This is a genomic window from Streptococcus sp. 20925_1_44, assembly GCF_041432435.1.
Classification (GTDB): Bacteria; Bacillota; Bacilli; order Lactobacillales; family Streptococcaceae; genus Streptococcus; species Streptococcus infantis.
The window spans coordinates 32,258-52,985 of the sequence record NZ_JAPVZQ010000006.1; the positions used below are offsets into that span (position 1 = coordinate 32,258).

The following is a 20,728-nucleotide window of genomic DNA, read 5'->3' on the forward strand; positions in this document are numbered from 1 at the left end:
CTAGTTTCTTATCTTCTATTTTTTTTATATAATAGAAAATAGAGGTAAAAAAATGAAAAAACAAGCTTTTAGTTCTGAAAAATATCTAAATTTACAACGCGACCATATTTTGGAGCGTATTAACCAGTTTGACGGCAAACTCTACTTGGAGTTTGGAGGCAAGATGTTGGAGGACTTCCACGCTGCCCGTGTCCTTCCTGGCTATGAGCCGGATAACAAAATCAAACTCTTGCAAGAGTTGAAAGAACAAGTCGAGGTTGTTATTGCCATTAACGCTAGCAATATCGAGCACTCAAAAGCTCGTGGCGACTTGGGTATTTCTTACGACCAAGAAGTGCTTCGTTTGATTGACAAATTCAACGAATTGGGAATCTTTGTTGGTTCTGTCGTTATCACACAATACGCCGGTCAACCTGCTGCAGATACCTTCCGTAATCAATTAGCAAAAAATGGGATTGACTCTTATCTCCACTACCCAATCAAGGGTTATCCAACAGATATGGACCATATCATCTCTCCTGAAGGTATGGGGAAAAACGACTATATCAAAACGAGTCGCAATTTAATTGTCGTGACTGCTCCTGGACCTGGATCAGGTAAGTTGGCAACTTGTATGTCTAACATGTACCACGACCAACTGAATGGTATCAAATCTGGTTATGCTAAGTTTGAAACCTTCCCAGTTTGGAATCTACCTCTCCATCATCCAGTTAACCTGGCTTATGAGGCTGCTACTGCAGATCTTGATGATGTCAACATGATTGACCCATTCCATCTCCAAACTTACGGAGAAACTACAGTCAACTACAATCGTGATATCGAGATTTTCCCTGTTCTCAAGCGTATGCTCGAACGTATCTTGGGTGAATCTCCTTATGCATCTCCAACTGACATGGGTGTAAATATGGTTGGTTTTGCAATCACTGATAACGACGCTGCAATTGAAGCATCGAAACAAGAGATTATCCGTCGCTACTACCAAACAGTTCTCGACTTCAAGGCTGAAAAAGTTGCCGAATCTGCTGTCAAGAAAATCGAACTTCTCATGAATGATCTCGGCATCACGCCAGCTGACCGTAAGGTAGCTGTAGCTGCTCGACAAAAAGCAGAAGAAACCGATGGACCTGCTCTAGCACTTGAGTTACCTTCTGGTGAAATCGTCACTGGTAAGAATTCAGAACTCTTTGGTCCGACAGCTGCCGCCGTGATCAATGCTATCAAGAAGTCAGCGAACATCGATGCCGAAACAAAATTAATTGAACCAGAAGTGGTGAAACCAATCCAAGGTTTGAAAATCAATCACTTAGGTAGTCGTAATCCACGTCTTCATTCTAATGAGATTCTTATCGCTCTGGCAATCACAGCTATGCAGAATCCTGATGCAGACCGTGCTATGAAAGAACTCGGAAATCTCAAAGGTAGCGAAGCTCATTCTACGATTATCTTAACAGATGAAGACAAGAACGTTCTCCGTAAATTAGGAATTAACGTAACCTTTGATCCCTACTACCAATACGATCGTTTATATCGTAAGTAGATTGAAGACTCGCAGGAACTTCTTATCAAGCATCACCCCTCTTCGATAGATTTCGAATCTCTCTTAAGGGGTGACTTTCTTTTATGCTAGAATTATGATAATCTTCGGTTATCTTCTTTTCTAATTATTCTAACATTACTTCGGGAGTTTATTTATAATGAGAGAATTACTCAGCCAAAAAGAGCAAAGGCAATTAAAGGTTTTAGAATATTTGTTTGAAAATCCTGACTGGATTTACCTAGATGATTTATCTAAGATCATTGGCTACAATGCTCGCATCATCAAGAGTGATATCAAGGATTTACGCGAAGTCTTCCCAGACTTTGATATCAGACACTCAACTGCAGGGATTATGATGGTGAATGTACAAAATAATGGTATTGAGCGAATCTACCAATATTTCTTACAGACATCCGATTATTTCCAAATTTTAAAAGCTTTCTTCCTCTTGAACAGCCCCTTTACCTATGAACATCTGGCCGAATCTTTGGATATTTCCCTTCCTTCTTTGCGTAAGAAGGTTGCGGACATCAATAAGATTCTTGACGGAACCTACCGCTTCAAGCTTAAGGTAACCCCTATCTCTATTATTGGTGATGAAAAAGATATTCGATTTTTCTTCTCCCAATATTTCCATGAAGCATATAGCTTTTTAGAATGGCCTTTCACAGAAATCAAAGAAGCAGACATTGATAGCTTTGTTTCCTTCTTTATCAATTTGGCAAAATTCCCTGCAAAATATCAAAATCTTTATCAAATCAGAACTCAGGCTACAGTCGATTTGCACCGAATGAAGAGAGGTTATTTTGTTCGTTTCCCAAAACAAACCACTTCCTGGTTGAGCCCTATCTACGATAAACTCTCTGACTTTCAGAGTCAGTTACAAGACTTGGCCCAAGGGCTCAATGTTGAAGTCACCCCTGAAAACCTTAATCAGATTTTCAGTCCCTTTGCTGAGCCTGGTCTTTTCTTTACAGTCGAAGATTTCCTAGAGGCTCGTCAGTCTTACGAACAAGTCGATCGTTCCTATCATGCTGCGCGAGACATCCTAGACAACTTAACTCGAAGATTTGGTGTTCAATTTTCAAATACGGATACCTTGATTTGGAACCTGCACAACACTGCCTTGCTTGAGCGAAGAGAAATCAACTCCGAATCGATCATTTCACAAAACAAGGATTATACGCTTGGAAAAATTAAAAAATTCTTCCCTAAATTTTATGAAGCAACCGTCTTTGAAATGATGCGATACAAGAACATTATGGGACAAAAGGAGAAGACTCCTGCCCTTTCTCACCTGATCTACACGCTGTTCACTCACGCTGAAGGGCTTACAGATCAATTATTTGAACATAAAAAGAAAGTCAAGGTCTTAGTTCTGAGTGAGTATGACTTTGCCCACCCACAATTCTTGATTTCTCTCTACGAATTCCATACTTCAAATAACATCCAGTATGAAACTTGGGATAAAGAAACCCTTAACATCGAAGAAATCATGGATAGTGACTACGATGCTATTATCACTAATTTTGATATCAAAGGCCTCGAAGACATGCTCGTCATTAATATCAGTCGACTATCTATCCTGCAAGTTGTCAACGAACTCAATAAGATTTCTATGCAAGATTTATAATTTTAAAAACCTCCTAGAAAGAATCTAGGAGGTTTTTGTAAATCTATGTTTTCTCTAAAGAATCATGAGCCAATCACATTATTCAAAATCAACAGTATTATTCTTAATCACAAGCTTGGTATGAGCTGTTATATATTGTCGGTCAAGGGTTGTTGTAACTTCCCCTTCACCATTTATAATATGCCAAGCTCCATCTTTATGAACAACCATAGCAACTTCTTGTTTGTTTTTATCTTCATTCTTAACAGCCAAGGCATAGGCGTCATCGACCCCTTCTAGCAAGAGTTCTTTGTTGCTACTGAGTGTCAGTAGATAATAGGCTCCGTCTCGAACACCAATATCGTATTGTTGATTCACAAATATGGTTTTGTCGTAGCTAGGTCTTGGTTCAGAAGTTCCTGATCCATTTCCAAGGATACCCTTAAAAGTATCCTTTCGCTTTTCTGCCTCAGCCTGTTCTTGAGATTTGATAAATTCCTGAACTGCAGCAATCTTTTCACTCTCTTGTTTCTTTGAAGCTCTCATTTGATGAATGATGACAGTTCGAATCAAAAACGAACTTGCAAACAAGAGTCCTATGATAGATGAAATTTTCCCCTTTTTCATTTCCGCTCCAATCTCCTTATACTTCACTATCAACTACTTTTCTATAGTATAACAAGATTTTTATTGGTTGACAAGAAATGTTGGAATTCAGTAACAGGACTACTTTATTCTACCGTTACAGACTTAGCAAGGTTCCGTGGTTTGTCCACATCAAGGCCACGGTGAAGGGTTGCAAAGTAAGCGACTAGTTGCGTTGGTACGACCATTGAGATTGGTGAGAGGTAAGGGTGTACGGTCGTAAGAACGATATCGTCTGTATCTTTAGCAACATTTTCTTCTGCGATGGTGAGGACCTTAGCACCACGAGCTGCCACTTCCTGGATATTTCCGCGAGTGTGGTTAGCAAGAACTGGGTCTGACAAGAGAGCTAAAACTGGTGTCCCCTCTTCAATCAAGGCAATGGTTCCATGCTTGAGTTCTCCAGCCGCAAAACCTTCACATTGGATATAAGAAATCTCTTTGAGTTTGAGACTGGCTTCCATGGCTACATAGTAATCTTGACCACGTCCGATGTAAAAGGCATTGCGTGTTGTTTCAAGAAGCTCACGAACCTTACTATCAATTAATTCTTTTTCTGAAAGGGTTGATTCGATAGACTGAGCCACGATAGACAACTCGTGAACCAGGTCAAAGGCTTGCGCTTTAGCATTCCCATTTGCTTCACCGACTGCTTTTGCAAGGAAGGCAAGGGCTGCGATTTGCGCAGTATATGCCTTGGTTGATGCTACAGCAATTTCAGGACCTGCATGAAGAAGCATAGTATGGTTGGCTTCACGAGAAAGAGTAGATCCTGGCACATTTGTCACTGTCAAGCTTGGGATTCCCATTTCATTGGCCTTGACCAAAACCTGACGGCTATCAGCTGTTTCACCAGATTGACTGATAAAGATGAAGAGCGGTTTCTGGCTGAGAAGTGGCATACCATATCCCCACTCAGAAGAGATTCCAAGTTCAACTGGTGTATCTGTCAATTCTTCCAACATCTTCTTAGAAGCAAACCCTGCGTGGTAAGAAGTTCCAGCTGCAAGAATGTAGATGCGGTCTGCATCTTGAACAGCCTTGATGATAGCTGGGTCTACCACTACTTGAGCAGCCTCATCTGTGTAAGCTTGGATCAACTTACGCATCACCGTTGGTTGCTCATCGATTTCCTTGAGCATGTAGTAAGGGTAAGTTCCTTTACCGATATCTGACAAGTCAAGTTCAGCAGTGTAGCTAGCACGCTCACGACGATTGCCATCATAGTCTTGAACTTCAACGCTATCAGCTTTCACGATTACCAACTCTTGGTCATGGATTTCCATGTATTGGTTGGTTTCACGAATCATGGCCATGGCATCTGAGCAGACCATGTTATAGCCTTCTCCAAGACCAATCAAGAGAGGTGATTTGTTTTTCGCTACATAGATGACATCTGGATTTTCAGAGTCGATCAAGGCAAAGGCATAAGAACCACGGATGATATGAAGAGCTTTTTTGAAGGCTTCAAGTACTGACAAGCCGTTTTCTTCTACAAATTTCCCAATCAAGTGAACAGCGATTTCTGTATCTGTTTGTCCCTTGAAGTTGTGTCCTGCAAGGTATTCTTCCTTAATTTCAAGATAGTTTTCGATCACCCCATTGTGGACCAAGACAAAACGTCCTGTCTCAGAGCGATGTGGGTGAGCGTTATCTTCTGTTGGTTTCCCATGAGTGGCCCAACGAGTATGTCCGATACCAGTTGTTCCCTCAACTCCAGCTGTCTTGGCAGACAATTCTGCGATACGACCAACTGCTTTCACCAAATGGCTTTCAGCACCACCTAGAACAAAAATTCCCGCAGAATCATAACCACGGTATTCGAGCTTTTCAAGCCCTTGAATCAAAATATCAGTTGCATTTGTGTTTCCAACAACACCAACAATTCCACACATAGTATATACGACACAGGCAAGCTGTGCTTTCTCCTTATCGAAATTGGTATAGTCTGATTTTCTGTTTTTAGAATCAGTGGAAACAGTATATACTTGTTTCTTTCACTTGTCAAGAATAAAAATTGGTATAGCTCAATTGCTTTTGGACTGCAAACAAAAAACCATTCAAGAAATAGCTCTTGAACGGCTTAGAAATATAGCTAATCAACTGATATCCATACCCTATCTAACACTAGATATCATAGTTTATCTTTTCTCACTCCTCGCAGCCAATTATTTATTAGGGTGGATGGGATAGGCACTTTCAAAAGTATCCACTATCTCTACTAAACGATCATCCAAATAGGCCATAGCTTGATTTCTGATTGGAGCAGGAATTCCATAGTAGGCTTGCGCAAGACCTCCACAGATAGCAGCGATGGTGTCGCTATCTCCTCCGATGGAAATAGCATTTCTGATAGCATCTTCAAAATCTTGTGACTCGAAAAAGGCTTGAAAGGCCTGAGGAACCGAACCTTGACAAGTCACATCAAAGCTATAGTCCTCACGGATTTGGTCCAAGGTAAAGTCCATGGGATAATAATTTTTATCGATGTAGTCTCTGATTTCATGGCGGTTAGAACCAGTTCTAGCCAAGAAGATAGCTACTGCAACTGCTTCTGCACCTTTTAGCCCCTCAGGATGGTCGTGGCTGACTTCTGTCACTGCTTGGGACAAAGCCTTTGCCTGCTCTATGCTATCTGCCGCGAAACCGACAGGGCTAATTCTCATGGCAGATCCATTCCCATAACTCCCATAGGGTTGAGGATCATCTGAAAAGATCCAGTAGAAAAAATGACCGCCATAGCCACAATTTGGATATTGTCTCCCTATCTCTTGCATGTATTTCACTGCATTTTTCGAGAGTTGACCCCAGTCTTCCCTACTAGCCAATATGGCTTTAGCAACCGCCAAGGTCATGATACTATCGTCGGTCGGACAAGAATCCTGGGTGAACAAATCAAACTCTTTACTTTTATGATTATCCGCCTCAAATCGGGAACCAATAATATCTCCAATAACTGCTCCTAGCATAAGCTACCTCCTAGAAGTTTTTCTCCTGTTCACAGGTAATACTTCATGAATTTCCTTCATTATACCATGTTTACTAATGTTTCGGTATTTCCTATGCAATCTACAGGCACTTTTGTTTCAGTCCAAGATAGGTATAGGTTCGAGTACGTGGACAATCTTTTTCCATCTTCACCCTAAAATAAAACCGATGTTCCCTTCCGTCCTTGGCATTTTCCTTGTTCAAGACAAAGTAGTCCTTTTGGTTAATGGCCATGGTTCGTAGAATATCATCAATCAAGAAAGTCAGAGGTACATTCATGGCAGAGTATTTTTGGAAATCTTCTTCAAAGCGGATGTAATCATCTGAGAAATAATCCATCTGCAGTTTGTTTTCATATAACTCTTTTCTAGTCATCAACTTCCTCCTGATACAGTTGGATGGCGAGAATATCATCTACCCTTATTAATCGATAACCTTCATCCGTTCTAATAGAGATTTCTTGAGGAGATAATTCTCTTACTTCACCGATTATCGTGCTTTTATGATTTTTCTCCTTGACCATAAAAGAGCCTTTTAGTCGTCCAACGTAGAGCTGGGAAAGCAGCAACAACTTCTCGACTGGATTCAAATCTGTTGATAAATCGACACGATTTTTTTCTGCACTGAGTGAACTGGTATGCTCCGATAGAAAAAAGCCCATCCACTTCTGCATGCCAGGATCTTGATAATCCCTCGCGGATTGAAAGGGCAAATAAGAGCGATCAATCATTTTAGTCCATCTAATCCTCCAGCAGAGTGCCCTCCGATCAGCTTACTTCTGGCAATACTTCTCGATGCGTCCTCTAAAGCAGTCGCCTTCAAGAGAGAAGTAAAGCCGAATTGCTCTCGAATGGAATCAATGGCGGTCTGGAGCCTTTCTTCTTTTTCTACTTTATCAACATTATCAAAAAGGGAAATCAACCCAAAGGATTCGTCCACAAATCCTGAATAACTAACGGCTACACTCCTGACAGCTCCAGAAGTATATTTGCTATGGAATAATTTCAGTACATAACTGACTAAAAGACTGGTATTATTGGTCGGCTCCACCTTCATCTGGGTATGGATGGAGCGTTTTTGTTCCTGCTTAGAAAACCCAAGATGTATAGAAACCACTGTCGTCTTTTTTTTGGCCCGTCGAAGCCTGACAGCCACCTGTTCAGCCATCTCTCGAAGGATAATTTCGATGTCTCGCTGTTTGACATAGTCTCTCGGTAAAATTTGCGAATTGCCCAAGCCGTGAGATTTGGCTTTATAGGGCTTGTGAACATTACTCTCGTCTATTCCATTGGCATGAAACCACAAGCGAAGTCCAGCTTGGCCAAGTTCTTTCTTCAGGAGATCAGGATTGCTATTGGCTAATTCCTTAATCGAATAGATTTCCAAGCTATTCAAGCGCTTCTCCATCCGATTTCCAATCCCCCAAAAGTCGGTCATCTTTGGAATGGACCAGACCTTGTCTTCCACATCCTGATAAGACCAATTGGCTCGCATAGTCGGTGTGTGCTTGGCTTCATTATCCAAGGCCAACTTAGCAAGCAGGGGATTGGCATTCGACATACCGACTGTCGAGTAAATCCCTGTCTGTCGCCAAATATCCCTCTGGATACGAGCCGAAAGCATATCTAGCTTATCTTTGCGAGAAATCTGCTGGTCTGGGATAAAATAATTGAGCGAACTGGTCAAGTCAATGAAACCTTCATCAATTGAATAAGGATAAATATCATCTGGACTGCCATAATTCTGGAAAATGCGCTGAATTTCCATGTTGACTGCGATATACTTATCCATCCGAGGAGGGACAATGACGGTCACCCGAGCCCAATCTTCGATGAATTTCACATAGTCCGGGTCTGTCCGTAAGCCTTGTTTCTTGGCATTGTAGTAGGAAAATTTACGTGTCTTGATATCAAAGGGTAGGTCATAGGCACGACCTACATTTGCTTTTCCAAAGACCTTTTTAAACATCGGCGAGGAGGCAAGAATAAGCCCAACAGAATTATCCGCCCGGCTCATGACACAAAGGGAGGTTTTAAGGGGATGGAGTCCTCTTTCCACACACTCAACACTGGCATAAAAGGACTTCATATCGACAAAGGCAATATCACTTTGGGGCTCTCTGGAATAATCAAAGTAGCCCATAGGCTATCCCTCCATAGGTACGAAATTGCCCACGATAATGCCTACAATCCGTGGATCTTCCTCATAAGAAATGTGAATATCCTTGTATTTAGGATTGATGGAGACCAAACGCAAGCCATCTTCTTCTCGGTAGACCCGTTTGATATAGGTCTGGTTATTGCAAACCACTGCATAGACAGCACCGTCATAATCAAATCCGGTTTCTCGAATCAGAGCTACTGAACCATTTTGATATTTAGGTTCCATGGAATCTCCAGACACCCAGGAAGCAAAATCGTGAGCCAGTTCTTCATTGAAATAAACCGTATCAAAGTTTCGATCATCATAAACCGAAGCACCAATCCCAGCTGACATGCGTTCATAGACATGATACTCGTAGAGTTTTTCTGAAATAGCAGTCACCTTCTTGGCTTGTTCTTCTTGAGCCAAATTGCGAGCATAGACTACCACCTTTTCTTTTCCTTTGTTGGAGAGGCTATTATAGAGACGGACAATTTCGATTTGGGTGAAATAACCTTTTGGTACTTTTAAAATCTCTTCTAGCTGTTTAACTTTTTCTTTAGAAGGCTCCTTGACTCCACGCTCCCAGGCTGAATAAGCCTGGAAACTAATCCCAAGTCGCTCTGCAATCTCTTTCTGTGTTAGCTTTAACTCTTTTCTCCGAGCCTTGAGTTTTTCTGGTTGGTACATATTTTACCTCCTAGTCTGATGCTTTCGTTGTAGGTTGACTTTATTTTAAAAAATTCAACCTTTTTGGTTTAGTTTTATTATATAAAAAAAGTAGACGAATGTCTACTAGAAATATTGAGGTTTGGCAAACGACTGGTAATAGTGATGCTATAGATTTCTTGTCTCAAATACTGCCGTATGAATCCACTCGTTATGCATTTGAAAGTCATTTTCTATAATTTTACTAAAGGTAAAACCATTTTTTAAAAGCACTCTCTGAGAAGCCAGATTGTCTGTTGCCGTCCCCGCGATAATCTTATGTAAACCATAAGTAATGAAGGCCTTTTCTAAAACGAGTTTAACCGCTTCACTTGCATAACCTAAATTAGTAACATTTTCTCCGATCCTATATCCAAGTTCTGCTGTTTTTCGATCATCCTCTAAGACACTTAAATTGATTCTTCCGACCATAGTACCTTGTGAATCTCTAATAAGATGCATGTAGACATCATGATTCTCTTGTTCCCTTAACAATTCCCTTGTAATTTCTTTAAAACCTTCTGAATCAAAATAGGTAGCTGGTCTAGGAGGTAAATTCCGCTCAAAATACTCCCGATTTTCTTTTTCAAAAGAATAAACATCTATGCTATTTTCTTCAGACATCAGCTCTAAACTTATCATTGTAAAGCATCTCCTATCATTCTCTAAATTCAAATGTACTCATGTTCACACAAAGTGACATTTACAGCATTTAAAGAGTTATCTTAATTTATTCATATCGTATCTACATTATAACACAACATACTATGAAGAAAAATAATACCCGTCAAGGTCCTCATAAATTCCAACATCTTGCTAAACAGGCTGGAACGCCTATGGAAGCTATTTCTGAAGCATACTTGATTAACCTTCATAACATTATCACAACTCACAAATAAAGAAGAAAACCATCTCAAATTTGATGAGATGGTGAATCATTTAGTCTACTTTATAAAAAACTTGTTCCGAACTAGTTGGAGCAGCTTGACCAGCAATCAGCCTATTTTTAGTTAAATCAGTATCTAACCCATCCATAATAAGTCCAGCAGGATAAATACTCATTCCATAGCCTGAGATACCATCTCTAATGCTGAATTCAATCGTTCCATGGCTACCCATGCGCACTTTTTCAATATTTCCACTGTTTACTAGTCCATTTTTATCGAATGTAAACTCTTGCCCAAGGCCATTTCTCCAAGTTCCAACTAGAGTCGAGAAATCTCCATTTAGAATAGCTTGCTCATCTATTTTTTGTGATTTAGCATTCGTTTGCTCTTCTTGTGTCGAGAGTTTTTCCTCAGTAGTCGTAACACTATCTTGAGTAGTCGTTGAACTAGTAGTTGTTGTACTAGTCGCTGTCGTACTAGTGGTAGAAACCTGTTCTGTTGTAGCATTTACTGCTTCTACATCTTGCTTCTTATGATTAAAGAAGAACATAAAACTTATCAGTACTATAGCAACTAAGCAACTTAACAGAATCAAAGTCCAATTGATGCCTTTTCCTATTTTCATTTATAACTCCTTTATATTATTCGTATTTAATTATATCATACTAAACTTATACTAGGAAGAATTTATATAAGACAGAGACTATTGGTGTGATTTTTGGGGGTGAACTCTCTTATTGAGGCTTAAAAAAGAACACCCCAAAAGGTGCTCTTTGTAAATATAGTCATTCTTTCGAAGAACGTTTACTAAATTGTGATGCTTTACGAGCTTTTTTCAATCCTAGTTTGAAAAGTCTGGCTTTTAGAACAGCTCAAAAGCGCTCAATAGCAACCGTCAGAGGAGTTTCTTCTGATTTCGATTTCAAGAAATAGGAATAGATGTATCTATGATAGTGCAATTTCTTAACGCAAAACTTTCAATCCTATCCTCTTCCTTCTTATCCTAATAAAGTCTGTAATATTGGAATAACAACGATAAATAGAACCGTACTTAGAGTCACCACATTCGTAGAGAATTCCACATCTCCTTTTCCCTGATTAGCAAGGATCGGGAGAACAGCTAAAGCTGGTGTAGCGGACTGAATCATAAAGGTCTTAAATTCTACTGTCGCCATATTTGGTGCAAAGAAATTCAATACAAGAAGCATAATCAGAGGAGCTAGGATAAAGCGTCCAACTAAAGTGACAATCGTATCTTTATCAAAAGTAATAGTATTCAAGCCTGCCTTTGCAAGAACGATACCAATATAAATCAGAGATAGAGGAGTGACGATATTTCCAACATAAGTTAAGGTATTCGTTGCGAAATCTGGAATAGAGATTCGAAGAATCAAACATAATAGAGCTACAAGAAAACCTACAAGCGGAGCTGGGAGCAATTTCTTCCAATCAAATTTAGTTTCCTTCTTGCTTTGACCCGATTTACTGTCACTCGTCATCAAATACACGCCCAATGTCCAGGTGGAAATCGTGTTGGTGATATAGTAAATTAAGAAATAAGGGAGAGCCTGATCCCCAAAAAGAGCAACGTTTAAAGGTAAACCAATAAAAATCGTATTGGCATTCACAAAGGTGTTAATCATGGTTCCTCGCCGTCCTGGACGAACCTTGAAAACCACAACTGCAATATAAGCTACGATATAGCCCAAGATAAAGGCCACAAATGTATAAAGGAGACCTCCAGAAAGACTGATCAGTTTATCTAGTGTTAGGTATTTCATCACCGACACAAAGATTGACGCTGGCAAGGCTACATTCATGATCAAACGAGATAGGTTAGGTCCAAAGGCATCTCCAAACCATCCCTTCACCTGAAGAATATACCCCAAAACAATGATAGCGATAATCGGAATGATACTCGTAATCGAGGTTAAAAAGAGTGACATAGGTATCCTTTCTAAATTACTTAAGTCCACAGCCCATACAAATCTGTCGCTAGCAAAGGATAGACAGCAACAATGAATTATTTATACTCTGGATACCACTTCAAATCACGAACTGCTTTGGCCATATCTGTTTCCTTAGCACGCGCAAGACCTTGCTCTTGTGCTTTTTTAGCGACTGCTTCTGCTACTTTAATAGAAACATCTGCTACATACTTGAACGGTGGCAAGACAGGAGCTCCTGGTTGGCCTGGATTGACAATACCACTCAATGAATGAGCTGCTGCTCCAATCATTTCATCAGTCAAAAGACTTGCTTCAGAAGCCAGCATACCTAGACCAAGACCTGGGTAAATCAAGGCATTATTGGCTTGACCAATCACATAGTCGACACCTTTATAAGAAACTGTATCAGCAGGAATTCCTGTTGCGACAAAAGCTTTGCCATCTGACCATTCAATCAAATCTTTGGCACTAGCTTCTGCTAGTTTGGTTGGATTTGACAAAGGGAAGATCATCGGACGCTCTGTATTTTCACACATAGCTTCTACTATTTCTTTAGTGAAGGTATTAGGCTGAGTCGAAGTTCCTACAAGAATGGTTGGCTTCACAGTCTTCACTACTTCAAGCAGATCAGTCAACTTGTCTGCGTTACTAAAGTCAGCACGTTTCTTAGCAAACGGTTTTTGTTCAGGAGTTAGGTCATCCATGTCATCAAAGAGAAGACCTTGTTTATCAACCATAAAGAAACGTTTATAGGCTTCTTCTTCAGAAAGACCTTCACTTACCATTTCACGAAGAACACGAGCGGCAATTCCTGCACCCGCAGTACCACCACCATAGCAGAGATAAACTTGATCTGTTAATTTTTCACCACTAATATCCAGTGAACCAAAGATACCACCTAAGGTAACGATTCCTGTACCTTGAATGTCATCATTAAAAGTTGGAATTTGTTTCCGGTATTTCTCAAGAATATTGGCAGCATTCGAGCGGCCGAAGTCTTCCCAGTGAAGGTAGAGTTTAGGAAAGAGACGTTCTGCTGTTTGAACAAATTGGTCAATGAAGTCGTAGTAACGATCACCGCGAACCCGTTCGTGACGATTTCCTAAGTAATTAGGGTTGTTACGAAGTTCTTCACGGTTAGTCCCTGCATCAATGACTAAAGGAAGAACCATAGAAGGATCGATTCCAGCAGCACCTGTGTAGACCATCAATTTCCCGACAGAAATATCGACACCATTTGTTCCCCAGTCACCGATTCCAAGGATTCCTTCTGCATCTGTTACAACAATGAGACGAATCTCGCGATCCCCAGCAGCATTTTTCAAAGTGGCTTCAATATTTTCAGGATGATTGATATCAAGATATCCCGCATATTGGGGATCTACAAAGAGGTCACTATAGCCTTCAATGGTATCTGCAATGGTTGGATCGTATACAATTGGATTGAATTCCTCCAAATGTTGAGAAAAGAGGTAATAGAAAAGAGTCCGGTTGGTATTAAAAATTTCCATTAGGAAAAGACGCTTTTCCAAATCATTGGCTTTTGTTTGCATTTGTGCATAAGTTTGCGCCGCTTGTTCTTCAATCGTTTGAACATACGGTGGCAGTAAACCAATAAGGCCTAGTTCCTTTCGCTCCTCTAAGGTAAAGGCAGTTCCCTTATTCAGGAAAGGATTGTTTAAAATATCATGTGCAGTCATAGTGCAACCTCCTTTTTACTTCTATTATACTACTTAAATGAATTGTTTGGAAAACTTTGTCGTTTAAAAAATACGATTATGTACGTATATGTTATAATGAGTCTACGAGAACAATTTTCTAATAAGCTCTTTTTTACTTAAAACACTATTATTGATGATACTTCAAGTTGTTAAATTTTATAAAGTCCTGAACTCATGAAACTCTCGATGATCACCCTTTCCTAAAAGTTTCAAGTATAGCAAAATAATCATACAAATTGGCAACCCTGATTAAAATTAATATCACATAAGTTCCTTAAACAATACTTTGTGCTTTTTAATGTGTTTTTTTGTCATGCAAAACTTGTATTCTATTTATATGACAAATAAAAACTATTTACAACACTATATTTCCCAAAAAGTGAAATATTTTCGAACACAAAACAAAATGAGCCAGGAGGAACTTTCGGAACAAGCGGGACTTGGGCTTAAGTATATCAATCAACTTGAAAACCAAAATGTGAATCTGACCATTCACAGTCTTGAAAAAGTGATTGTCGCCCTAAAGATGACCCCAGAGGAATTTTTCAATTTTGATAGCCTTGAATCAACCTCTGATAAGACCGATAATCTTTCACTCAAAAGAATCAACATGAAGATTAAACAGCTCCCTATTGATAAACGAGAAAAGATGTTGGTCATTTTTGAAAGTATCTTAGATAACCTTTGATATCCCTGACTCACTTACATTTTAACCGGTGAATACTCGTATAGTCAAATTGTAGGATACGGATAAAATTTATTTATCTGGTGATTTCCACTTATTTTCCTTCTCCAACTAATGAAAGTGAGCCCCTATGAATTTAAAAGATCTACAATATTTTTATGACCTCTGCCAGCTTCAATCCTATACGGAAGTAGCAAAACAACACAAGGTCAGCCAACCATCTATTTCTTATGCCATCAAGCGCTTAGAGGAATCTTTTAATTGCAAATTGATTCACCACGATCCCTCGCATCGTTCCTTCAAACTCACTCCTCAAGGGCAAATCCTTTTAAAGCATACAGAAAAGATCTTACCTGAGGTCATTTCTACTCGCAAAGAAATCAATCGTTCCTTGGCCCAATACTCTACTGTAGGATTCCCTCCTATTATCATTCAGTATCTCTTTGCTGCCTTAAACGAAAAAGATAAATTCGATTTTTTAAAAAAAGTACGCCCTATCCGCGGTGGCTCCGTAGAGTTATTAAATCTTCTCCTCAAGGGAGACCTTGATGCAAGTCTACTCGGCTTGATTGAACCACTCAATCATCCTTCAATAGAGACACATGAGCTCTTTCATAAAGAACTGTATGTCGTTTTATCTAAGAACCATCCTCTTGCTACTGCTCCATCCCTCGCTTTTGAAGAATTAGTAGATCAATCCTTTATACTTTTAGACGAACACTTTGTTCACCTGAAAGCTTTTGAACTACTTAATCAAAAGCATCAAAACAAGGCAGAAATATTCTTCAAGAGTGACGACATTGTCATCATTAAAGAACTTTTAAAGAAAGGGATTGGCCTTAGTTTACTGGCTGATATCGCACTTTCTGATGAAGATGATGATTTAATAAAAATCCCTCTAATACCTGAGGACCAGATAACATTTACAGTTTATTATGCTTATCTCAAATCAGCTACACTGTCATCAGAAGTAGAAGCCTTATTTAATCTCATTAAATCATATGAATAGAAAAAACTCTAACTATCAACTACCTGATAGCTAGAGTTTTTTCATTATAGGTATTAGACTAAAGCACGAAGAAATAGGATATGATCGCCGAATTTTTCATTTACCTGATACTCTTCAAGGAGATTGCTAATTATAAATCTACAAAATATCAATAAAAAAAGAACACCCCGAAAGGTGCTCTTTGTAAGTATAGTCATTCTTTCGAAGAACGTTTACTAAATTGTGATGCTTTACGAGCTTTCTTAAGACCTGGTTGGAAACACTTTTATTTGAATAAGTTTCAAGATGGGCTTAAAATCAATGTTTTCCAACACTTTCAGAAAGAACAATTTCATCAAATTTGAATATATTTCAGTTGAATGGTGTGAATTTTACCCTAAAAATACACAAATTGAGCTAGATTTTACCAAAAAGTTCACACCATTTATTTCACAAAAAATATTTACTAACAATCACTCCGGCAATTCCACCTTCAAGCTCATATCAGTCGGTTGTAACACTTTCTGAACTGCTGCGAGAAAGGCCAATCCATTATCAGATGGAGAATATTGGAAAGTAATTTGGATGACTTTTTTGTCAAAGCTATCGCCATATCGTGCCACATACTGCTTGCTTTCGAGGAAGTAGATGTAGTTGTTGAGTTTTTCTTGAAGTTTCAAGAGATGTTCCTCTTCTAATGACTCTATCCATTTGTTTTCATCAATCAACAACAACTCTAGATGGTCATCAGAGACACCCATAGCATCGATGCTTGTAACATCTAGTTCAATTTCCTCAACTGTTTTAATGGTTTCTACTACCTTAGGTGGATTGTAGTATTTTTCCTTGAATTCCTTGAGAATCTGCTCTACCTTTTCTTCATCACACTGTCTGTATAACGGACTACGGTCTAATACATTACAGAGTCTTTCATATGTATAAGTACGTTTCTGCTCATCTGATAATTTTGAAATGCTTTCTATAATATTTCTTACCAATTCATCTGTTTCAATAACAAAGGGAAGGCTTGTATATCTTCTTAAACGACTGCCTTGCATAGAAATATAATCAGTCACCTTATCTAATTTGACTAGGTCAACCGATAAGCTAAAATCTTTCAAGATATCAAAGGTTCTGCGCGCTATATCCCTATCACCTTCTACATACAAAGGATATAAGCAATATTCCATTAATACTCCAATATCTGTACTATCCACGTCATAAGAATCTCGTTGTCGAAAACGATACTTCGCTTCCGTCCCTAGAAAAACTTCAGCTTCTTTCCCTTCCTTCATTATTTCACGATAGTCTTTTACAAAATTTTGATAATCTTTAGGCTCTGGTATTTCAAATTTTTTCATTTATTTACTCCATTGGTTAATTCTAAAAATTCCTTCAACAGAAACAATTTCATTAGTGCCTGGTTTATAGACACGTGGATTTTTGATTTCATAGTATCCTTGACGTTCAATCGCAGATAGGAAATCATCGTAAGAATGCCCCTTCATATCAATTGACGGCATGAGCAATTCGCTCTCAGACATCTTAATGTCAGAACCAGCCCAGGTTTTGGCACCTGGAATATTTAAAGATGAAGAACCTGGCGTATCACCATTTGCAAACCGTATCAAGTCTGCTTTATCCATATTTCTAACTAACTCAGGACTATATTCATACTGATAGATACCTGATTTATAAGTATTATCACTCACACCTTTGACTGTCGCTATTTCATGACCTGATTTCAGAACCCCATTTTTATCATACAAGAGGGCAGAATCTTCTACAATACTTGTTGTGAAGTTTCCTTGACCTATCCCATCTTGGGTTACACGTCCTACAGAGGAACCCTTTTCACCAAAAACGAAGTTTTCTATACTATCTCCGTTTACAACAGAGGAAGCTCCCCCTTCTAAATAGGGTTGTTTAATGGCATCTTTGTAGGCTTTTGGATAATCGTACTGTCTGGCCTCATACATCTTATAAAAGGTTTCTTTATTTGGGACTGCTCCTTCTTTAACAGCACGTTCCGCATACATATCAAAAGTTTCCTTGAAGGAGGCCTGCTTCTCTGCTGTATTCCACCTTGTTTCCCAACTTGCAAGTTCATCGAATTTTGCGAATGTCGCCTTTTTGATTTCTGGTGACACATGCTCAATTGAAATATTCGATGTTTTGTGAGAAATAATCTCAATTCGAGTTCCTGGTTCAATTTTAGTACCACCTACAAAGCGACCTTTTCCTTCACCTACGATAGTACCACCATTTTTTGATAAATTATCCAGAATCTCTTGACGTTTAACGGATAAACCACCTTTTGCAGTTGTATAATCTTGAATGCGGATTTTTCCAGTTTCATCTATACCGACTGCTTTTAATTGAATACGCTGAATTTCACCTGCCGCATTACGAGTCTCAACGGTTATTTTCGTTTCGACATCTTTGAAATTTGTCTTGAAGTCACCAATCTTTTTAGTTGAAAACTCTTTATATTTCGCAAAATTTGGTTCAGATACGTTATTTTTTACCTTATTGAGACTAAACTTGTTAGCCGCTGAGGAGGCTGCATATCCTCCTAAGATATTCCCAATAAAGTTTGCGGTTTGGGCGTCTTCTTCGCTTCCACCCGCAAACTTGGTCCCATAATAAGCAGCTTGACCGGCTGTATAAGCGCCTGCTTCACCTATCGCAAACTCTGTCAAGCCTTGCACAACACTTTGGGTCTTCCCTATAGGAATCATGATGGCACTCGCTGTCACAAAGGTGTTACCAACATCATGATACAACTTGTCATTTCCCATAAAAACTGTATCTCTGATAGGATTCTTTGCCTTGGTCTGGATATCTCCTGCATTCCCAAGTGCGATATTATGAACCCCTTCTTCTGCATTAGATAACCCATAGACACTCGTCCCAAATCCCACGACACTGCCTGCAACAACTAAAGGAGTCGCAGTCCCCATAGTTGATACAATCACTACAATACCAATCACTGCCGTGAATACGCCAACACCCAAGTCTATCCAACCCTTCTTGGCGCGGTCCTCGGCAGCCAAGGCCTCAAAACGTGCCTTATCCCTATCCTGGGCTGCTTTCACGCGTTCAACTCGACTCTCCATCTGCTTGGCCGCTTGGTCATAAGCTAGCGCAAAGCGTTGAACAGACTTGAGTTTGCCAAAGTCTCCCGACTGATAAGTTCCGACATTGCGAGATTTTCCTGCATGTTCTGCGATCAAGGCCTTAGTCGCTGCTAGAAGTTCCTTAAAAGCTACCAAATCCTGACCCGAATGACTACTCTCATATTGAGTAATCGATGTGTCCAAGTTCTTGAGCTGATTCATGAGGAAGTTGTAGTTCATGACCGTACTGGTATGACTGCTTCCCTCATAACTCACCAAGTCAGAAATGTCACTCTTAGTCGTCTTCAAGAGTTCAATCTCGGGCTTTAACTTATCCCTCGAGCCCTTTAAGTCACTATGAAGACGTGTAAACTCCTTACCAGGTAACTTTGTATGAAGATCTCCATCAATCTGGTAGTAGCCGTCCTTGTACAGTAGGAGGTTAGTTGAGTAGTCATTCATCAGGTTTGCCAGTGTCTGAAGAAGAGTCCCATGTACCTCTACTAGGTAATTGCGCATACTCGAGATAGCCTGACCTTGGAGGTTTTGATTCTTTATGAAGTCGTTCATAGCCTTGTTTAGACTAGACATGGACTCTCCCCAAGCATTCATCGTCTTTTGAGTTTCCACTTGAACAGAGGTGATATCATCAAATTTTATATTGTAACTCATGATACCTCCCTACTGCAAACCAGGAAACATGTTTTGACCCAAGACACTATCAGTTCTGTACATCTCTTTTCCTGTAACCGTCATCAAAGCGAGATCAGCTCCCAGTAGAGCCGTGTAGGACTTCACCAACTGATGGAGTTCATTGAATTGTTCCTGGTACAAATCCAGTGCTTTCGACTCACCTGTTGTATTGAAAGTGGGCTTCCCAACTCCTGCTAAACTCTCCTTAGCTTTGGACATACTACTGACATGCGAACCAAATATAACATCGGATAATTGAATGGTTCCAAACATATTAAAAGCCCTCCTTCGTATGTAGTAGCTTATCGATGAAATTTCCCAAATTATTAATCTGACTTTGGCACCAACCAATAATGCCATTTTCTTCGTTCTTTTTGTTCTCTAATCTAGTGATTTCATCACAGATGGCATCATAGAAGGTATTCATCTCTGTTTGGAAATTTGTATACTCGGTGGAGAAGGTCTCCCACTGCTTGAGGAAGGCATCTTTTTGTTTCCCATGCCAATCCGGTTGGATATTGCGATGATTGATAGGATACCTGATATCGTGAACATTTCTTTGAATTTTGCTTACAGACTTCTTGGCAGTACGAAGACGCTCCAATTGTTCATCGATGGAAGTGATTCGGGATTGAGCGGATGAGATACTAGAGTAGTGGGCATTCACTTGGTTTTGAAGAGAATAAATTTGATTGTAATCAACTTCTCCCATCTCTTAGCCTCCTAATTCATTTACTTCGTTCAATTCAGCCACATTTCCTTTAGGAATATCCGTTTCAGCTATCACAGCCGCAATATTTTCTAACATGAGTTCATTCTCATCATTAGTATATCCCTCTTGAACAATCTTAAAAATATCTTCATGATTGAAGTAAATCAAATTTTCGCCTACGACCCCTTCAGGATATAGGCAAGCACCGTAGTCAAAGCGATAGATATTTCCTTTTACAGGAACAGCAATCACTCGTGAGATAATCATCATTTTCTTTGTATTCCCTTTTAAAATAACGATACTACCGAGTGGCAACATAGTCGTTTCTTTCATTGTATCCCT

The 20,728-nt window shown here is 39.5% G+C and carries 21 protein-coding genes; 5 read left to right on the top strand and 16 right to left on the bottom strand.

The features are described 5' to 3' along the window. Positions 1-52 precede the first annotated feature (52 nt). Both O3643_RS07670 and O3643_RS07675 read left to right on the top strand, forming a co-directional pair. Complete coding sequence (locus O3643_RS07670; protein WP_006149519.1) at positions 53-1,537, top strand: DUF1846 domain-containing protein; 1,485 nt, start codon at positions 53-55, stop codon at positions 1,535-1,537. A gap of 157 nt (positions 1,538-1,694) precedes the next feature. Next, positions 1,695-3,170 carry a M protein trans-acting positive regulator PRD domain-containing protein gene (locus tag O3643_RS07675; RefSeq protein ID WP_371500973.1) on the top strand — a complete coding sequence of 492 codons (1,476 nt, stop codon included), beginning with the start codon at positions 1,695-1,697 and terminating at the stop codon, positions 3,168-3,170. A 78-nt stretch (positions 3,171-3,248) separates the two neighbouring features. On the opposite strand, the gene O3643_RS07680 is transcribed toward O3643_RS07675, so the two are convergent. The 8 genes from O3643_RS07680 to O3643_RS07715 all read right to left on the bottom strand — a co-directional run bounded on the left by O3643_RS07680 (position 3,249) and on the right by O3643_RS07715 (position 10,274). Continuing rightward, positions 3,249-3,776 (bottom strand): hypothetical protein, encoded by a 528-nt coding sequence (locus O3643_RS07680; protein ID WP_371500975.1) that lies wholly within the window; start codon positions 3,774-3,776, stop codon positions 3,249-3,251. Positions 3,777-3,880: 104 nt separating this feature from the next. Beyond that, entirely contained in the window at positions 3,881-5,689 is a 1,809-nt protein-coding gene (gene glmS / locus O3643_RS07685) for a glutamine--fructose-6-phosphate transaminase (isomerizing) (RefSeq protein ID WP_371500977.1), read from the bottom strand. 273 nt (positions 5,690-5,962) lie between these two features. Next, complete coding sequence (locus tag O3643_RS07690; protein ID WP_371500979.1) at positions 5,963-6,763, bottom strand: ADP-ribosylglycohydrolase family protein; 801 nt, start codon at positions 6,761-6,763, stop codon at positions 5,963-5,965. A gap of 100 nt (positions 6,764-6,863) precedes the next feature. Continuing rightward, positions 6,864-7,157: a DUF5960 family protein gene (locus tag O3643_RS07695; RefSeq protein WP_314944787.1), complete on the bottom strand. Its 294-nt coding sequence runs from the start codon at positions 7,155-7,157 to the stop codon at positions 6,864-6,866. Beyond that, a complete protein-coding gene (locus tag O3643_RS07700) occupies positions 7,150-7,512 on the bottom strand; it encodes a hypothetical protein (RefSeq protein WP_371500981.1) in 363 nt (120 codons plus the stop codon). Before O3643_RS07700 ends, O3643_RS07695 begins: the two co-directional genes overlap by 8 nt. After that, positions 7,509-8,924, bottom strand: a complete 1,416-nt coding sequence (locus O3643_RS07705; RefSeq protein ID WP_371500983.1) for a Y-family DNA polymerase — start codon at positions 8,922-8,924, stop codon at positions 7,509-7,511. The genes O3643_RS07700 and O3643_RS07705 overlap by 4 nt, the downstream gene beginning before the upstream one ends. Before the next feature lie 3 nt (positions 8,925-8,927). After that, on the bottom strand, positions 8,928-9,614 hold the full coding sequence (locus O3643_RS07710) for an XRE family transcriptional regulator (RefSeq protein WP_371500985.1): 687 nt from the start codon (positions 9,612-9,614) through the stop codon (positions 8,928-8,930). Between the two features lie 147 nt (positions 9,615-9,761). Beyond that, positions 9,762-10,274, bottom strand: coding sequence for a GNAT family N-acetyltransferase (locus tag O3643_RS07715; RefSeq protein ID WP_371500987.1), 513 nt, complete (start codon positions 10,272-10,274; stop codon positions 9,762-9,764). Between the two features lie 125 nt (positions 10,275-10,399). Between O3643_RS07715 and O3643_RS07720 the strand changes: the two genes are divergently transcribed. Beyond that, on the top strand, positions 10,400-10,531 hold the full coding sequence (locus O3643_RS07720) for a hypothetical protein (RefSeq protein ID WP_371500989.1): 132 nt from the start codon (positions 10,400-10,402) through the stop codon (positions 10,529-10,531). 40 nt (positions 10,532-10,571) lie between these two features. Here the strand turns inward: O3643_RS07720 and O3643_RS07725 are convergent, their stop codons facing one another. The 3 genes from O3643_RS07725 to O3643_RS07735 all read right to left on the bottom strand — a co-directional run bounded on the left by O3643_RS07725 (position 10,572) and on the right by O3643_RS07735 (position 14,168). Further along, positions 10,572-11,069 (bottom strand): DUF6287 domain-containing protein, encoded by a 498-nt coding sequence (locus O3643_RS07725; protein ID WP_371500991.1) that lies wholly within the window; start codon positions 11,067-11,069, stop codon positions 10,572-10,574. Positions 11,070-11,517: 448 nt separating this feature from the next. Then, complete coding sequence (locus tag O3643_RS07730; RefSeq protein ID WP_371500993.1) at positions 11,518-12,465, bottom strand: AEC family transporter; 948 nt, start codon at positions 12,463-12,465, stop codon at positions 11,518-11,520. A 77-nt stretch (positions 12,466-12,542) separates the two neighbouring features. Further along, positions 12,543-14,168 carry a malolactic enzyme gene (locus tag O3643_RS07735; RefSeq protein WP_075231519.1) on the bottom strand — a complete coding sequence of 542 codons (1,626 nt, stop codon included), beginning with the start codon at positions 14,166-14,168 and terminating at the stop codon, positions 12,543-12,545. A gap of 358 nt (positions 14,169-14,526) precedes the next feature. Here O3643_RS07735 and O3643_RS07740 point away from each other — a divergent pair, with 358 nt between their 5' ends. Together O3643_RS07740 and O3643_RS07745 are read left to right on the top strand one after the other, a co-directional pair. Further along, positions 14,527-14,877 (top strand): helix-turn-helix domain-containing protein, encoded by a 351-nt coding sequence (locus O3643_RS07740; RefSeq protein WP_371500995.1) that lies wholly within the window; start codon positions 14,527-14,529, stop codon positions 14,875-14,877. A 127-nt stretch (positions 14,878-15,004) separates the two neighbouring features. Next, the gene (locus tag O3643_RS07745; RefSeq protein ID WP_371500997.1) at positions 15,005-15,883 is read left to right on the top strand and encodes a LysR family transcriptional regulator; all 879 of its coding nucleotides are present in this window, start codon (positions 15,005-15,007) and stop codon (positions 15,881-15,883) included. Between the two features lie 452 nt (positions 15,884-16,335). Here O3643_RS07745 and ifs read toward each other — a convergent pair whose 3' ends face one another. Genes ifs through O3643_RS07770 form a run of 5 tightly spaced genes read right to left on the bottom strand, consistent with a single transcriptional unit; the run spans position 16,336 to position 20,719 of the window. Then, positions 16,336-17,223, bottom strand: coding sequence for an NAD glycohydrolase toxin immunity factor (gene ifs, locus O3643_RS07750; protein WP_371500999.1), 888 nt, complete (start codon positions 17,221-17,223; stop codon positions 16,336-16,338). Further along, on the bottom strand, positions 17,224-19,653 hold the full coding sequence (locus O3643_RS07755; RefSeq protein WP_371501001.1) for a T7SS effector LXG polymorphic toxin: 2,430 nt from the start codon (positions 19,651-19,653) through the stop codon (positions 17,224-17,226). Between the two features lie 9 nt (positions 19,654-19,662). Then, a complete protein-coding gene (locus O3643_RS07760; protein ID WP_371501003.1) occupies positions 19,663-19,893 on the bottom strand; it encodes a TIGR04197 family type VII secretion effector in 231 nt (76 codons plus the stop codon). 55 nt (positions 19,894-19,948) lie between these two features. Continuing rightward, on the bottom strand, positions 19,949-20,386 hold the full coding sequence (locus O3643_RS07765; protein WP_303407512.1) for a DUF5082 family protein: 438 nt from the start codon (positions 20,384-20,386) through the stop codon (positions 19,949-19,951). Positions 20,387-20,389: 3 nt separating this feature from the next. Further along, positions 20,390-20,719, bottom strand: coding sequence for a DUF4176 domain-containing protein (locus O3643_RS07770; RefSeq protein ID WP_371501005.1), 330 nt, complete (start codon positions 20,717-20,719; stop codon positions 20,390-20,392). Positions 20,720-20,728 lie beyond the last annotated feature (9 nt).

Bases quoted from the DNA above. Each gene is read 5' to 3' on its own strand.
- O3643_RS07710 (WP_371500985.1), bottom strand. From the start codon at position 9,614: ATGTACCAACCAGAAAAACTCAAGGCTCGGAGAAAAGAGTTAAAGCTA.
- O3643_RS07745 (WP_371500997.1), top strand. From the start codon at position 15,005: ATGAATTTAAAAGATCTACAATATTTTTATGACCTCTGCCAGCTTCAA.
- O3643_RS07755 (WP_371501001.1), bottom strand. From the start codon at position 19,653: ATGAGTTACAATATAAAATTTGATGATATCACCTCTGTTCAAGTGGAA.
- O3643_RS07770 (WP_371501005.1), bottom strand. From the start codon at position 20,719: ATGAAAGAAACGACTATGTTGCCACTCGGTAGTATCGTTATTTTAAAA.
- O3643_RS07740 (WP_371500995.1), top strand. From the start codon at position 14,527: ATGACAAATAAAAACTATTTACAACACTATATTTCCCAAAAAGTGAAA.
- glmS (WP_371500977.1), bottom strand. From the start codon at position 5,689: ATGTGTGGAATTGTTGGTGTTGTTGGAAACACAAATGCAACTGATATT.
- O3643_RS07670 (WP_006149519.1), top strand. From the start codon at position 53: ATGAAAAAACAAGCTTTTAGTTCTGAAAAATATCTAAATTTACAACGC.
- O3643_RS07675 (WP_371500973.1), top strand. From the start codon at position 1,695: ATGAGAGAATTACTCAGCCAAAAAGAGCAAAGGCAATTAAAGGTTTTA.
- O3643_RS07720 (WP_371500989.1), top strand. From the start codon at position 10,400: ATGAAGAAAAATAATACCCGTCAAGGTCCTCATAAATTCCAACATCTT.
- O3643_RS07760 (WP_371501003.1), bottom strand. From the start codon at position 19,893: ATGTCCAAAGCTAAGGAGAGTTTAGCAGGAGTTGGGAAGCCCACTTTC.
- O3643_RS07730 (WP_371500993.1), bottom strand. From the start codon at position 12,465: ATGTCACTCTTTTTAACCTCGATTACGAGTATCATTCCGATTATCGCT.
- O3643_RS07715 (WP_371500987.1), bottom strand. From the start codon at position 10,274: ATGATAAGTTTAGAGCTGATGTCTGAAGAAAATAGCATAGATGTTTAT.
- O3643_RS07700 (WP_371500981.1), bottom strand. From the start codon at position 7,512: ATGATTGATCGCTCTTATTTGCCCTTTCAATCCGCGAGGGATTATCAA.
- O3643_RS07680 (WP_371500975.1), bottom strand. From the start codon at position 3,776: ATGAAAAAGGGGAAAATTTCATCTATCATAGGACTCTTGTTTGCAAGT.
- O3643_RS07725 (WP_371500991.1), bottom strand. From the start codon at position 11,069: ATGTTCTTCTTTAATCATAAGAAGCAAGATGTAGAAGCAGTAAATGCT.
- O3643_RS07735 (WP_075231519.1), bottom strand. From the start codon at position 14,168: ATGACTGCACATGATATTTTAAACAATCCTTTCCTGAATAAGGGAACT.
- O3643_RS07695 (WP_314944787.1), bottom strand. From the start codon at position 7,157: ATGACTAGAAAAGAGTTATATGAAAACAAACTGCAGATGGATTATTTC.
- O3643_RS07765 (WP_303407512.1), bottom strand. From the start codon at position 20,386: ATGGGAGAAGTTGATTACAATCAAATTTATTCTCTTCAAAACCAAGTG.
- ifs (WP_371500999.1), bottom strand. From the start codon at position 17,223: ATGAAAAAATTTGAAATACCAGAGCCTAAAGATTATCAAAATTTTGTA.
- O3643_RS07690 (WP_371500979.1), bottom strand. From the start codon at position 6,763: ATGCTAGGAGCAGTTATTGGAGATATTATTGGTTCCCGATTTGAGGCG.
- O3643_RS07705 (WP_371500983.1), bottom strand. From the start codon at position 8,924: ATGGGCTACTTTGATTATTCCAGAGAGCCCCAAAGTGATATTGCCTTT.